Below are 13,924 nucleotides of genomic sequence, written 5' to 3' on the forward strand. Positions count from 1 at the left end.
ATCAAACAATACTGACAGCCTCAGGGACTTGATGAACTCCCTTAATATTTTACCCTTAGCGATGATACGGTTCACCTTACACGCTATAACGGCTAAATCTTCACAGTTTTGCGATCTAAAACAATAAAACCCCCAGACCATTTAATATGGAACTGGGGGTCGCTTTTAAAATATTCAGTACTCCCGAATATTATTATTTTAATTTTATCAAGTAATCTTGATTGACAGCAACTTTGGCGTTCACACGCTGCAATGAGATCGTATAGCTGTCCAGCATAGGTGCGGGGATATAAAGGTCAAGGTATGGCAAACCTATATCGCTGCTTTCAGCCCTCTCCCATCCTTCTATCTTGAACTCCTCACGCAAGGCATCCAGGTTTCTACCAATTTCCTTATTTTTTGCCATTTCGGCGTAATAATCCGGAATATAGAACCTTACGCCATCTAAAATCTTTTGATCAGGGTATTCCTTTTTAATTTTTAGATGGATGTATCCGTTTTTGAACTCCGCTCCCTCAATAACGATAAGTCTTTTTTTAAATTGCACGGTTTTGGGAAAAGTATCATTCTTTGAGAGTTCGAAGGTGCCGCTCGGATCTTTTTCGGTTACCGAAACCGTACCGATATGCAATTGCAATGCCGCCGTATCTTTTTCGAAAAATATTGACGACGAAAACGGCAACTGTTGTTTGCCATCCTCCAGCATCAGGGCGGGACCGGACGGATCGTACTTATATACATTTCCCTTCTCATCTTTCAGATACGGAGCCATCCCCTCTTCTCTCGGGAAATCCAAAGTCAAGCCATTTTTATCGTAAAGAATCGCATTCATCGTTGTCGGTTTAATGGTCAACTTTTCCAAAATGAGTTCCTTCAGATCGGGGTCGAAGACCGCATTTGGAAGCGATTGGTTGGGTTCGTACACTTTATTATGAAGCAGTTTATTTTGATCGACTGGAACAGCAATCATTCCCATTTGCTCGATATCCGCACGTTTAATCTCTCGGTTTAAAATAAGCTTCCTCACTTCAAATTGAAGCTCTTTTTCCTTTGCCAGAAACTCTCGCGCCGCATTTTCCGGTAGCTGAAATTTATAAGAAACTTGAAGGACCGGTCCTTTGCTTTCATCCGTTGTTTCGGCAATCGTGGTGCCCGTAGTTGAACCACCACCTCGTAAATTGATCGGAGCGACTTCAATATGAACGTTGCTTCTGCCATCCCTTACGTCATATTCGTTTGTGTGAATGAATGCCTTAAACAATAGTTCCTCGTCGGTTAAATAGATATCACTTATCGTTACGGTGGTCCCGCCAAATTGCGCGGTTTTCGCCTCAATAGGCGTGTACCCGTTTTCAATAGCTACTTGAACTCCATCTTGACCTCTTAAGTGATTGAGCCAATCAACAGCAATATCAAATCCGGGGACTTCTTTCATATAAGCGGCAAATGCGGGGGACATGGATACACCCACAGAAAATGTACCGGTTAAGATGGCAATAGCCGCCGCAGACTTCGACAAAATCGAAAAAAGATTGAGCTTGTGCCGCCCGTTGGGTCTACTTTTGATCACAGAAGTTTCCCGCTCCCTCTCATAAATATCGGGGACTTCTTTTGCGAAACGATATAGGGAATCCGGAACGGCAACTTTGGATAAGGACTGTTGCAACTCTGATTTGAACTGCAATTCATTTTTCATAGTTGAGCCACCTTTGTATTTAAGTCCGGAAACGATACTAATTTGCTAAGTCGGTTTCTCGCACGATGAAGCCGGGTTTTGACAGTTCCCTCATTAACATGCAACACATTCGCAATCTCATCGATTTTCATTTCTTGAAAATAATAAAGGACAATGACCGTTCGCTGCTGTATATCCAAGGACATGACCGCTTCCAAAATCTCACTTGATTGCTCTTTTCGAAGTATTTTTTCTACAGGTGATGAGGAAGTGTCGTTTACGATAACCGATTCAATATCCAAACCATCAAATCGGTTTTCCTTTCTTACAAGATCCAATGCCCTGTTTGCTATAACGCGGCTGAACCAGCCATTAAAATGTCGGATTTCCTTGCCTGCCTTGATCGATTGGTACGCTTCGATCATCGCATTTTGTACGGCTTCCTCCGCCAAATGCGGTGAGCGCAAAATGGCCAAAGCGGTATGATAAGCTTTTGGAATTAATGGTTCCACCAGTTTAGCGAAAGCTTCCTTTTTACCGCTTCGAATTTCTTCAAGTAATCGATGTTCACTTTGGGATTCCATAAAGTACCGCCTTTCATTTCTGTTCAACTATTATATAGGCGTCTATAATCGGTTTTTGGTTCTTCATTTTGGTGCTTTTCAAAAATATTTTTTATATAATGCCATAACGCTTCTGCAGTCATATAGGGCTCACCTGCGTTGATTCTTCGTACGAACCGACTGTCGGGCACGTTCATACCTTCCTCAATTGTAAAAAACAACTCGATTCCCACCCTTCCTCCCTCCTCTACGACTGCCGTATTATAAGCACCGAATGGAAAAGCCAAAAGCTTCGGCTGAAAACCCAGTTCTTGCTGCAGCCTTTTTTCCATGAACTTCATATCTGTGGATATCCTATTACGATACTCACTTTCATCCTCTTGTCTCTTTTTCTGCTCCAAATATAACTGAGAGGTTAGAGCCGGTCCAACTTGACCCTGAAGGTCGGTCTGAACATAACGGTGCAGATTATAAGTGTGGCTGTAAATTCCCATGCCTTTCTCTTTGAGTTCACGCATTTGATCCCAAGTTAAGTGGGGCTCCGCATCCGGATTGAACAAATCCGATGAAACGCCTACCACAAAATTGCTTGCAGTAACGCCAAACTCCTGCAAAATGGGAAAGGCTACGTTGTAAAATGATTCATACCCGTCATCAAAGGTGAGCACAACCGCGTTGGCCGGCACTGGCTTTCCGTCTAGCATGAATCGGACAAACGCATCCATTGTAATGATCCGGAATCCTTTCTCTTTCAACATACGCAAGTGCTCTCTAAATTGGTCGATGGTCACGGTAGAATGATTCTGCTTTCCGGGTTCAAAACTTTCCACGACATCATGGTACAACAACACGATGGCTTTATCACGGTAATAGACAGAATGGATGGATTCTTGAACTACCCCAGCCACCGTTTGAGCCAAGAGAAAAAGCCCCAATAAGGCGAAAACGAACCTGTTCACCGATTCTCCCTCTTTTTGTTTGATACGCGCGTTCATTCTATAGGCGTATCACAAAACAAAAAGGTTACAGGAGACCTACGGATACGATAAAGGCATTTTTTTAAAACGGCGAAGGGACTTATGCTTTCTACAAGCAAAGTCTCCCCTCCAGGTACAATTTTGTCTTCGTTTGGTCATCCCACTCCGGTCAATATCCTACTGCGTATATAGTGGTGTAAATAGTGAAAGCGATTGTTGTACGCGACGCTAGAGATGGTGATGTTTCATAAGGGAACCGCCTACTTCGCTTAGGCCCTACGCCACCCCTCCGAACATCCGAATCATCACGCGGCGGAATTGTTGATTTGCCACGCCAAGGTTCGTCATCTGGAATCCCTGTTCGTGTTATTTAAAAGGCCCGTATTAGCCTCTAAACAAGCTAATCGGGCCTCATCTATCTCATATGCCACCTTACCCGCTCCAGCCTCTTTCCGCGCCTCTACGCTCTTCCATACGAAAAATTTAGCCGTCATTTATGGTACGGTTCTTTCCGCATCACTTTAAAAGCCCTGTAAATCTGCTCCACCAGCACAAGACGCATCAGCTGGTGGGGCAGCGTCATGCGCCCGAACGAAAGCTTCAGGTCGGCTCGGGCAAGCACATCGGGAGCGAGGCCAAGCGAACCGCCGATCACGAAAGCGACGCTGCTGCGCCCGTATGTAGCCAGGTCCTGCACGTGCCGCGCGAACTCCTCGCTCGAAAGCAGACGGCCCTCGATAGCGAGCGCCACAACATAGGCGTCGCTCCGCAGCTGCGCAAGGATCCGCTCGCCTTCACGCTGTTTGACCTGCGCCTCCTCTGCGGCGCTCATGGACTCCGGCGCCTTCTCGTCGGGCACCTCGACGATCTGCAGCTTGGCATAGGGGCCAAGCCGCTTTACATACTCCGCTATCCCCTGCTTCAGGTACGATTCCTTGAGCTTGCCCACCGCAATCATTTGAATGTTCAACTCCAATCCATCCTCCTCACGATCCAACAAAACAAAAAAAGAAGACCGCTTAACCTAAGCGAACCTTCCGACATCTCCGGCATAAGCCTCTTTTCATCTATACCACCAAAAACCGCCCCGGCGCGGAACAGCGCTCGCAATGCGCCGGGGGTGTCCAGTCCGTAAAATGGACTTCCTCCAAATCGACAATATCCGGCGCGTCCTCGAATTCATCAACGAACATATCGATCGCCAGCTCCAAATGATCTTTACAAACCACGTACATCGTCAAACCCCTTTTTCTTTTGCCCACAAACCCGAACAGCCGTGAATGCTTCAGACAATTGATCATCTTATGTTTTTCTAGTTTACCTCAATGTATACCGGTCTAACAAGCGGATAACTCTGCTCATGGCTTACCGATTCTGCAGCTCCTCCAGCTTCAGCTTCAAGGTGTTCTTCTTGGCTCCGCGGTAAAAGGTAACATCGAGCTTATCACCCACCTGCTTATAACCGTATATGTATTTGCGCAGAGCCAATGTTCCGTCCACCGGCTTACCGTCAAGCTCTACGATCACGTCTCCGCTTTTGAGTCCCGCAACCTTGGCCGGTCCAGTGACCTCCAGTACGATGACGCCGCGCTTGACATCCGATGGAATCTTCAAGTCCTCGGTCCCGGCGAACAAATGGAGATCCTGGGTGACGACCCCCATATAAGGGCGTTTAATCTTTTGATCTGTAATCAGCGCCTGAATCACTGTCTTCGCCTGATTAATCGGGATTGCGAACCCGAGACCCTCTACGCCCATATCGGCAACCTTCAGCGTATTAATGCCAACGACCTTGCCGGACAGATTGACCAGCGCGCCGCCGCTGTTGCCTTGATTGATCGCCGCGTCGGTCTGGATGACCTCCATCTCCCAATCGAACTCGCCTTCACGGCCAAGAGCTACCGGGATCGTCCGCTTCGGCCAGCTGATAATGCCCTTCGTAACGGTTGGAGCATAGCCAAGACCTAGCGGATTGCCTACCGCGATGGCGGTCTCCCCTGCCCGCAGCGCGTCGGAATCGCCAAACTCCGCCACCTGCTTAATCCCGCTCCCATCGATCTCCAGTACCGCCAAGTCCGTGATCTGATCGCTGCCGACCAAGACTGCCTCCCTTTTCTCACCGGTAATGGTCACGACATCCAGTTTCGTAAAGCCGTCAACCACATGGTTGTTTGTTACGATGCGTACTTTATCCCCAGCCCGTTCGAACATCACGCCGGAGCCGAGCCCCATGGAACTCCCCCGCTCCTTCTCCCCTTCCCGGCGGGTACCCAGGATGCTCACTACGGTAGGAGATACTCTCTCCGCGGCGCTTACAACCGTATCGCTGATTTCCCGGTCATTCTCTTCTCCGACTGCGACATTCCCCGGGACGGGAGCAAAGGCAGCCAACGCTTGCGGCTGCACCGGATCGTCCGACGAGCCGCCGCCGAAAAGCACAAACAGCACGGCCGTAACTGCCGCTCCGACGATAGCCGGGAGCAGCCAGCCAAGCCACCCTTTGGGCAGACGGCCCGCGGAATAACGCAAGGATTCCTTGTATGACACCTTAGTTGAATAGAAATCGTCGTCAAATAAACTCACCGCAGCCGCCCCCTCAATTCCCATACATAGATGTGATGCAGCGAATCCCAGACCTTTTCAGCCATCATCCCAGCCGCATCTTTTGCTTCAACTATTGTACCTTAAAATCTCGAATTCTGAGAATCTAAAAAAATAGGAATGTTTTCCTTCACACTGGACTAGAATAAGAACATGAGTCTTTCATCCCCGAAAATAAGAGAGGTTAAGCCCTATGACCAGCAGCCGTATGTATTCCCATCTCGAAGAAATCGCATGGATCGGTCAATTAGCCGACCTGAAGGAAGAACATTACCGCAACTCCCTTCTGCTCAGCGCCGTCATTGAACTGCTCATGGAGAAAGGGATACTCTCTGCGAAGGAGATTTCCGCCAAAGCACAGGCTTTGGAAATTCAAGATGCCGCAGCGATCCGCCAGATCCAATGTTTTGAAGGATGAAGAGGGTTACTCCTCGCTGAGCCGGTCCCAGGCCGTGGGACGGTCGTGATATGTATCCATCAGCTTAGCCCGGTGATCATCCGGCTCCAGACGCTCTTCTACCATATTATTCACGGTCAGCCTGGCCAAATCCATCATATTGTGGTCCCGGCTCAGATGAGCAAGGTATACCCGCTTCGTCTTCGCCGTCACCACATCCACCAGTCCGCTGCCTGCCGCTTCATTGGATAAATGCCCTACATCGCTTAGAATACGACGTTTAATGTTCCAGGGATAACGGCCCATTCGCAGCATCTCGATATCGTGATTCGCTTCCAGGATCAGCACATCGCTATCTTCAATCTTCCCTTTCACCTTTGAACTCATATAGCCGAGGTCGGTTGCCAGACTTAACTTTTCTTCCCCATGATAAAAGCAGTAGCCCACAGGCTCTGCGGCATCGTGCGAAATGGCGTAAGACTCAATCTGCAGAGAGCCGAATTCGCGAATTTCTCCTGTCTGCATAACGCATTTGTTCGCTTCGGCAATCTCGCCGATCTGTTTGTCGAGCGCTTCCCACGTTTTCTCGTTGGCATAAATCGGCAAATCATACTTGCGCGCGATCGCCCCGAGCCCCTTAATATGATCTGCGTGCTCGTGCGTCACCAGAATGGCATCCAGCTCCTGCGGCGACATTCCCCGCTCCTGCATAAGCTGCTCCACCTTCTTTGCACTTAGCCCCGCATCGATCAACACCTTGCCTTCGTCGGCAGCCACCACCATGGCGTTCCCCGTAGAACCGCTGCCCAGCATACAAAAACGCATTCCCATCCCCATAACTCCCAATCGCTTACTTATTGTTTTGCTGCGGTTCTTCCACCGCACCGTTAAATGCATGAACAAAATAAACATCCCCGTTGGCGAGCGATACCCGCCAGGACGGCACCATATACATCGTTTGCGAATTGTAAACCTGTCCGTGATACCCCAGCCTCACGCCGGTAATGACAGAACCCGACGGCAAATAATTCTCTATCATGCTGCGAAGTGCAATATAGGGTGAAATGACCTTTTGTTCCTTCTGGTCATTTTCGGACTGCACCTCCACATAGCCCTGCCGATAGGCAGTCACCTGCCCGTTTTCCTCGATCAGCTCCAGCTGCACCTCGAACATCGGAAGTGAACGGTACATCTGATGGAACACATAGGTTCCCCCAAGGCTTGTCATTGGATCGAACTGGTACTCTCCGGCATGCGCAATCCCGGTCCGGCCGAGCACATCCTTGAAGGACCCCTTGTTGATCAGAGGGTCGAATTTGAAGTGCGTTTTAAGCGGAATCGGCTCCTCCGGCGTCAGGTTCTCGTCGAATTTGACCACAATTTCCTTTAGCCTCGGCAGTTCTTTCGGGATGTCCGCGGGCACTTGAATATTTTTGCTTTTCACCAGCCGCTGAAGCTCCTCCGCCGTCGCGCTCTGGTTCGCCTCCAGTTCAAGAATGTCGGCACGGCTGGACCAGAGCTGGATGCCTAACACTATATTGAGCAGAAGAAAGGACATAATCAATATCGTTTTGGCCCGGCTCCAATCCATCCGTTGTTCCCCCTATTCTAGAAACTCATACGTCCCATCGCGAAGCTCGACCGCCCATGCAGGCACCAGCTCCATCGTTTGCTCCCTTATAACGGGCCGGTAACCGGGAAATACCGAGTACACCTGCTTTGTACCGGTAAACTGCGCAAGCTTTTGCTCAAGGGGTTCACCGCCGGCAAGCTGAACTTCTTTGCGGATAACCTCCTTCGTATCGGGGGTTATGATCGAACGTTCATAGCTCGCGACAATCCCTTTTTGCAGCGATATTTTCATAAACCCCATATTTTCGTTGCCCGTATTTATGATCGGGTACGATCCATAATATTGGCGAAAAACAAAGGCCTGATGGTTTGAAAGCATCCGCTGAGGCACCTTTTGCACCGCATACGTTCCGTTCCATCCTCCATGCTGGTTAATAAACTGCACCGCCGAAAGCAGATTATCGAGAATATTCAATTTGCTGTCCGCCGGCGCCACAGGATCGGAATAGGTCATCCAGTGCTGTTCATTTTTGAGCTGCAGTCCTCTCTTGCCATCGGTGTGGATCTCCGATCCGTCCCGCTCCGTCAAATTCCGTGTTACGCTCGGATCAACGAAAAAGGTTCGCTTCAGCTGATCTGCTGTGAATTGCGTAAAACCCATTTGATACCCTGTCATCGGCAGCGGCTTTGTCGGTAAATAAAAATCGCCAGCGGCTGCCTTGCGATACGGAATGAAATCAGGGTCGACGGTGACAAAACGCTCGATATCCTTCACCGTAAAATCCGCCCTCGTGACCTCGTACAAGGTGTTCGGCGTATCGGTAAAAAGAATGGTACGAACCTCGTTGGCGTCCTTGGCAAAAATCCATATCCGCGTAATCAGGTCACTCTCATTAATCAAGTCCCCTTTAAGCTGCATCACCCGTTGAAGCACATTCATAGGCAGCCCGTCACGGAAGCGGATTTCCACTCCCTGCTGCTTGCTGCCCACTTCCTCCAAATCCAAGCCTAATTGCAGCGCATTCGTCTTACGGAAATCCTCCATAAAACGCTGCTTTACATTCTCCCATACATCGTTATACTGCTGCGTATTGGGATAGAGCACCGTATGCTGCCCATTGCCCAGGTGCAGCACCAATTGATCCGAAAACAGCATCTCCTCGATCGAGGCCTGCGTTCCCAGCATGTCGGTCTTCACGTATTCATCCGGAGGCATCAGCGGATCAAACTTCGGATAACTGTAAGCAAGGAAGTAGCTTTGCACCAGACTTGCCAGAACCAATAGGGTCAGTACCGCCGTCTTCAACTGCTCTATCATCCGGTCGCCTCCTCCTGTTGATACGGAAGTGTGAACGTAATCCGCGTCCCCTGGCCGAGTTCAGAGTCCAAATGAATCGTTCCGCCGTGGGCTTTCACTATTTCTCGGGCAATCGACAAGCCGAGACCCGTCCCCCCCATACTGCGCGATCGTGCCTTATCTACCCGGTAAAACCGCTCAAAAATCCGGCTCAAATCTTTCCGGGGGATCCCGATGCCGTTATCCTGTATAGAGATTTCCAGCACCGACTGTACCGGTCTTGTAGCTTGAATCCGGATATGCCCGCCGTCCGGTGTATATTTAATCGCATTCGACACGAGGTTATCCAGCACCTGGTCTATACGGTCCCGATCGAGCATAATCTCACCCACACCCTGCTCCACTTCCAAATCAACAGAAATCGACCGCTGCTCCAGCTGAAAAGAAAACCGATCCGTCATTTCCTCCAGCATCTCAGCCACATCCGTCGTTTCCTTACTGATGATCGCCTGTTTCGAATCGAGCCGGGACAGCTGCAGCAGGTCTGTTACGAGCCGAATCATCCGCTCGGTCTCATTACGCGCCACGCCTACGAATTTGGCCGCCAGCTGCGGCTCCTCGATGGCGCCGTCCTCCAAGGCCTCCAGATAGCTTTTGATCGTCGTCAGCGGCGTTCTTAGCTCATGAGACACATTGGCCACAAACTCCCTGCGCGACTGCTCCAGCTTCTCCTGTTCGGTGACATCCTGCAGGACGGCTATCGTTCCGGCCGCGCCTTTTCCTTTACTGTAAATGGTGGTGAACGTCACGCGCACAAACACCGGCTCTTCCTCCGGTTCGTGAACCAATTGCAGCATCATCAACCGGTTTCCGTTTTCTTCCTTCATCTGGGCCGTCTCCGGGGTTAGATTCAGCAGCTCTCCCAAATGCATCCCCAACGTCGTATCCTCGTTCACCTTCAATATTTGTTTGGCCCTGCGGTTGATCACAATCACGCGCCCATGGTCATCGGTTGCAATCAGTCCATCATTCATATTGGACAAAATCGAGGCCAGCTTCTCTTTTTCCTCTTCGTTCAGCAGCAAGGCCTCCCGAAGCCGTTTCACCATAATATTAAACGTCGTTCCGAGCTGGCCGATCTCGTCTTGACCCATGACCCGAATCTGCTCGTCAAAGTCAAACCGGCCTTCCGCCACCGCCGTAGCCTGTCTCGTAATCGCCTTAATCGGATTGGTAATCGTCGCCGACAGGATGACTCCAAGCAGCGCCGTCAGCGCAAGCGCGATGAGCGTACCCGATATGAAGAAACGGTTGATCCGGTTCATCGTATCGTATACCTCTTCCATCGAAGCAATGATATACACCGCTCCGAGCACCCTTACCCCCGAGCCGATCGGTTTGGCGATGACCACCTTGCGGACCCCGTCAAAATCCGTAAACATGCGCTGGTTGTCCTTAATGCCCTGCAGCGCCCGGGTGACCTCGGTTTGCGTATTTTTATTGCCTATCACCGATTGATTGCTGGCTAACGAGGTAGTAAGGACTACACCGCCCGCATCAATCACCTGGATTTCCGCATTGCTGATCACAAACAACCGGTTGACGAACTCGTTTAAATCCGCGTACGACCTCTTCAAGGCTTCCGTGTTTTTGTTATCTTGGCTTTCGCTCAAATACGTCTCCGCATATTGCGCAAGCAGCTGCGCCTGCTTATTGCGGTTATCCATAAATTCGTTTTTGAGCGAGCTTTCCAGCGTACGGATAAAATACACGCCGATGAGCTGCATTGCGATCAAAATCAGCAAAACGTAAATAATAATCAGCTTGGCTTGAATCGATTGAAAAAAGCGGATGCGATTTTTCTGCATCAGGACCGCCCCCGCCTAGTAGCTGCCGGCGATTGTTTTCGGATTGCGCATCATGTAGCCAAGCCCCCGCCGGGTGATAATATATTCCGGACGGCTCGGATCGTCCTCCAGCTTCTCTCTGAGCCGGCGGATCGTCACGTCAACCGTACGTACATCCCCGAAATACTCAAAGCCCCACACGGCCTGCAGCAGGTGCTCGCGCGTCATGACCTTGCCGCTGTTCTTGGCCATGTACTGCACAAGTTCGAACTCCCGATGAGTAAGATCGAGCGGTACACCGTCCTTATAAACGACATACATGTCGGTATCGATGAACAAGCTGAGGATTCGGAAGCCCTGCCGTGGTTGCTCTTCCTCCGGAGACTGGGACACAGGTACGGACGATACCTTGGTCTGTCTGCGCAGGTGTGCTTTCACCCGGGCAAGCAGCTCGCGCGTTCCAAAAGGCTTGGTCACATAATCGTCTGCGCCAAGCTCAAGACCCAACACCTTATCAATCTCATTGTCCTTGGCTGTCAGCATGATGATCGGGGTATTCAGCTTCGCCCGTACCTCCCGGCACACATCCATACCGTCCTTCACCGGCAGCATCAAATCCAGCAGGATCAAATCCGGTTCTTCGGTGTAAGCCAGATCCACCGCCGTTCCGCCGTCGTAAGCGCAGATGACCTCATGGCCCTCTTTTTCCAAATTAAACTTCAGTATATCCGCAATCGGTTGTTCGTCGTCTACAACGAGTATTTTCGCCATTCGTTCCTTCACCGCCTGTCAAAGACTAACAGCTGTTCATGGAAGCTATTCTACTATTTTACCACAACTTGAAGCAAAAAGAGACATGGCGCGCAAGGCCTGCCGCCCTGCTTTCTCCATGTCCCTTGATCTATGTGCCGCTTGCATCCTTAGCGGTTTAAATATTTAAGCGGATTTTGCGGCGATTGATTGAGCAGAATTTCAAAATGCAGATGCACCCCTGTAGAGTCCCCGGTACTGCCCATCGTTCCAATCTTTTCGCCTTTCTCCACAATTTTGCCGCTGCTTGTCTCAATCTTGCTTAGATGCGCATACACCGTACGATACCCGTTCATATGATTAATGATGATCATATTGCCGTAACCGTCTTTCACACCTGCAAACTCAACCTTGCCGTTATCGGAGGCGAGAATACTGCGGTTGCCCGTCAGGTCAATCCCCTTATGAAAAGCGCCCCAGCGTTTCCCGAACGTACTGGTAATCGTAGCCGAAACGACCGGCCACGCAAACTTGCCCGTGCCTTCCCCTAATACAACCTTGGTGCCTCTTTTCACGACGGCCTTCACCGGCTGCTGGACGATTTCCTCGCTTAATACGCTTTCTTCTTCCATCAGTCCGTTGACCTTCGTCAGTTGAAGGGTCACTTTCTTCATGCCGTTCTTTCCTTCCGAAAGCACCTTCGTCTCTCCGAGCCGCATGCTGTCGTCCTGCTTGTATTCCGTCTCGTGTTGAATCTCCTGATTTTCCACAACCTTCTCTACTGTCCGCACGGACAGAGTCGGGTTCATCACGGTAAGATCCAGCTGCTCTCCGACTTTGATCATATCATTATAAATCCAGGGGTTGTTCTGGTATATCACTTGCTTTGGAATATTCAGCTTCTTGGCGATACACGATACGCAGTCGCCGTCTACAACCGTATATTTTGTAGGCCGCGCGTTGCCCGTCGCCAGCTTATTCAGAAGCTCGTCCGGCTTCATGAGCTGGTCAGGCTTAATTTCCAATTGTTTCATCTCTACATCCTGAACGAAATCCGCTTTCTGCAATTCCGTTGTTACCGGAGCGTCGCCGGCAGATGAGGCGGACAATATGCCGACCTTCCCCGGTTCTTTTTTCTGCTGCAGAGAGGCAATGACATTAGCTTTTAGCTGCTCCAGCACTTGCTTGGCCGTCGCTTCGTCTTTTACAATACCTACGGGCTTGCCGTCCACCAACAATTGAACGCCTACAGGATAAGCCGAAAAATAACGTTCCAATTGCTTAAGAACAGCTTCATCCTCTGCCGGTGTTCCAAAAACCCTCTCGGGAGTAAATTCGAGTCTGGGTTCCTTTACGACCATCTGGATGTCCGCATCGCTCTTGGTCAGCTGCTCCCGCTTCTTCTGCTTGAATTGTTCGACCTTCGCCGGATCGGATATGGTTCCGATCGAGTCCCCATTCGCATACACATGATAATAATCCTTCATATTCGCCTGCACGTATTGGTTTCCGCTCCAGATGACGGCAGCGATTAAACTTAATACGGCTGCGGACTTAATAACCAATCTTTTATGTTTAATAATACGGTTTTTTAATGGGATAGGAGTGGTTGTTCCTTGTTCCTTTGTCACCGGTTCGACCCTTAAGCTCTCAGCCAAGCCCTCGGATCCATTCTCAGCCTTCTGGCGTTGAAGCTTTTTTACCAGACCCTTGAATTGATCCATCATCTTGAAAACTGTCATCTTCTTCTCCTTTTAAGCTGTTTTTTGCCGCATTGGATAGGCATCCGTGCTACATAACACGGAACTACTGCTTTCTTGAGACCCTAGCACATAAAAACACCTAAAATCAGGGACAACAACCAAAGTGCCCAAACTCCTTTATAAATTTACCATACCCCGTCTATTTATTTCAACCAAACCCCATGTGATCCCTTATTTTCAGAAAAATTCTGACAGGAGTGTGAAGTAAAACAATGGAAAATATCATTGCGGCTTTCCGCAATCCACACGATATGGAAAAAGCCGCAGAGGCACTTTTAAAGCAAGGCGTCATTAATCTCAAGCTCGAACCGGGTGCTTTACACCCGAAAGGCGAGCAGCCTGATATCACTCTCCTTGGGAGAATCGGTACGTCGATCTCTGAAACCGCAGCCAAGCTGCAGGTTATCGTGGAATCGTCACGGAGGCGGCAAGCTGAGGATACCATCCGCAAATATGGCGGCGTATGCTGGTTCTAACGAAGA

General features: G+C 49.7%; 14 protein-coding genes. 2 read left to right on the forward strand and 12 right to left on the reverse strand.

The window, feature by feature from the left end; all coding sequences use genetic code 11:
• Nucleotides 1–193: 193 nt before the first annotated feature.
• The 6 genes from BLT35_RS19555 to BLT35_RS19580 form a co-directional block, all read right to left on the reverse strand.
• Complete coding sequence (locus BLT35_RS19555; protein WP_074729522.1) at nucleotides 194–1,696, reverse strand: DUF4179 domain-containing protein; 1,503 nt, start codon at nucleotides 1,694–1,696, stop codon at nucleotides 194–196.
• Entirely contained in the window at nucleotides 1,693–2,286 is a 594-nt protein-coding gene (locus BLT35_RS19560; protein WP_254777624.1) for an RNA polymerase sigma factor, read from the reverse strand. Before BLT35_RS19560 ends, BLT35_RS19555 begins: the two co-directional genes overlap by 4 nt.
• The gene (locus tag BLT35_RS19565) at nucleotides 2,283–3,233 is read right to left on the reverse strand and encodes a polysaccharide deacetylase family protein (protein WP_083351354.1); all 951 of its coding nucleotides are present in this window, start codon (nucleotides 3,231–3,233) and stop codon (nucleotides 2,283–2,285) included. The genes BLT35_RS19560 and BLT35_RS19565 overlap by 4 nt, the downstream gene beginning before the upstream one ends.
• Before the next feature lie 472 nt (nucleotides 3,234–3,705).
• A complete protein-coding gene (gene rlmH / locus BLT35_RS19570) occupies nucleotides 3,706–4,185 on the reverse strand; it encodes a 23S rRNA (pseudouridine(1915)-N(3))-methyltransferase RlmH (protein ID WP_074729546.1) in 480 nt (159 codons plus the stop codon).
• Between the two features lie 97 nt (nucleotides 4,186–4,282).
• Nucleotides 4,283–4,450 carry a CxxH/CxxC protein gene (locus tag BLT35_RS19575; protein ID WP_074729547.1) on the reverse strand — a complete coding sequence of 56 codons (168 nt, stop codon included), beginning with the start codon at nucleotides 4,448–4,450 and terminating at the stop codon, nucleotides 4,283–4,285.
• Between the two features lie 130 nt (nucleotides 4,451–4,580).
• Nucleotides 4,581–5,798 carry a S1C family serine protease gene (locus tag BLT35_RS19580; RefSeq protein ID WP_074729525.1) on the reverse strand — a complete coding sequence of 406 codons (1,218 nt, stop codon included), beginning with the start codon at nucleotides 5,796–5,798 and terminating at the stop codon, nucleotides 4,581–4,583.
• Between the two features lie 211 nt (nucleotides 5,799–6,009).
• Here BLT35_RS19580 and BLT35_RS19585 point away from each other — a divergent pair, with 211 nt between their 5' ends.
• Nucleotides 6,010–6,234, forward strand: coding sequence for a hypothetical protein (locus tag BLT35_RS19585; protein ID WP_074729526.1), 225 nt, complete (start codon nucleotides 6,010–6,012; stop codon nucleotides 6,232–6,234).
• A gap of 6 nt (nucleotides 6,235–6,240) precedes the next feature.
• On the opposite strand, the gene BLT35_RS19590 is transcribed toward BLT35_RS19585, so the two are convergent.
• The 6 genes from BLT35_RS19590 to BLT35_RS19615 form a co-directional block, all read right to left on the reverse strand.
• Entirely contained in the window at nucleotides 6,241–7,044 is an 804-nt protein-coding gene (locus BLT35_RS19590; RefSeq protein ID WP_074729527.1) for an MBL fold metallo-hydrolase, read from the reverse strand.
• Nucleotides 7,045–7,063: 19 nt separating this feature from the next.
• The gene (gene yycI / locus BLT35_RS19595) at nucleotides 7,064–7,804 is read right to left on the reverse strand and encodes a two-component system regulatory protein YycI (protein WP_074729528.1); all 741 of its coding nucleotides are present in this window, start codon (nucleotides 7,802–7,804) and stop codon (nucleotides 7,064–7,066) included.
• 12 nt (nucleotides 7,805–7,816) lie between these two features.
• Nucleotides 7,817–9,103 (reverse strand): YycH family regulatory protein, encoded by a 1,287-nt coding sequence (locus BLT35_RS19600; RefSeq protein WP_074729529.1) that lies wholly within the window; start codon nucleotides 9,101–9,103, stop codon nucleotides 7,817–7,819.
• Complete coding sequence (gene walK, locus BLT35_RS19605; protein ID WP_054816958.1) at nucleotides 9,100–10,950, reverse strand: cell wall metabolism sensor histidine kinase WalK; 1,851 nt, start codon at nucleotides 10,948–10,950, stop codon at nucleotides 9,100–9,102. Before walK ends, BLT35_RS19600 begins: the two co-directional genes overlap by 4 nt.
• 15 nt (nucleotides 10,951–10,965) lie before the next feature.
• Nucleotides 10,966–11,700 carry a response regulator YycF gene (gene yycF, locus BLT35_RS19610; RefSeq protein ID WP_054816957.1) on the reverse strand — a complete coding sequence of 245 codons (735 nt, stop codon included), beginning with the start codon at nucleotides 11,698–11,700 and terminating at the stop codon, nucleotides 10,966–10,968.
• A 149-nt stretch (nucleotides 11,701–11,849) separates the two neighbouring features.
• Entirely contained in the window at nucleotides 11,850–13,421 is a 1,572-nt protein-coding gene (locus BLT35_RS19615; protein ID WP_074729530.1) for a M23 family metallopeptidase, read from the reverse strand.
• A 233-nt stretch (nucleotides 13,422–13,654) separates the two neighbouring features.
• On the opposite strand from BLT35_RS19615, the gene BLT35_RS19620 reads away from it, so the two are divergent.
• Nucleotides 13,655–13,918, forward strand: coding sequence for a hypothetical protein (locus tag BLT35_RS19620; protein WP_054816956.1), 264 nt, complete (start codon nucleotides 13,655–13,657; stop codon nucleotides 13,916–13,918).
• Nucleotides 13,919–13,924: the final 6 nt, after the last annotated feature.

Source organism: Paenibacillus naphthalenovorans (assembly GCF_900099895.1).
Lineage (GTDB): Bacteria > Bacillota > Bacilli > Paenibacillales > NBRC-103111 > Paenibacillus_G > Paenibacillus_G naphthalenovorans.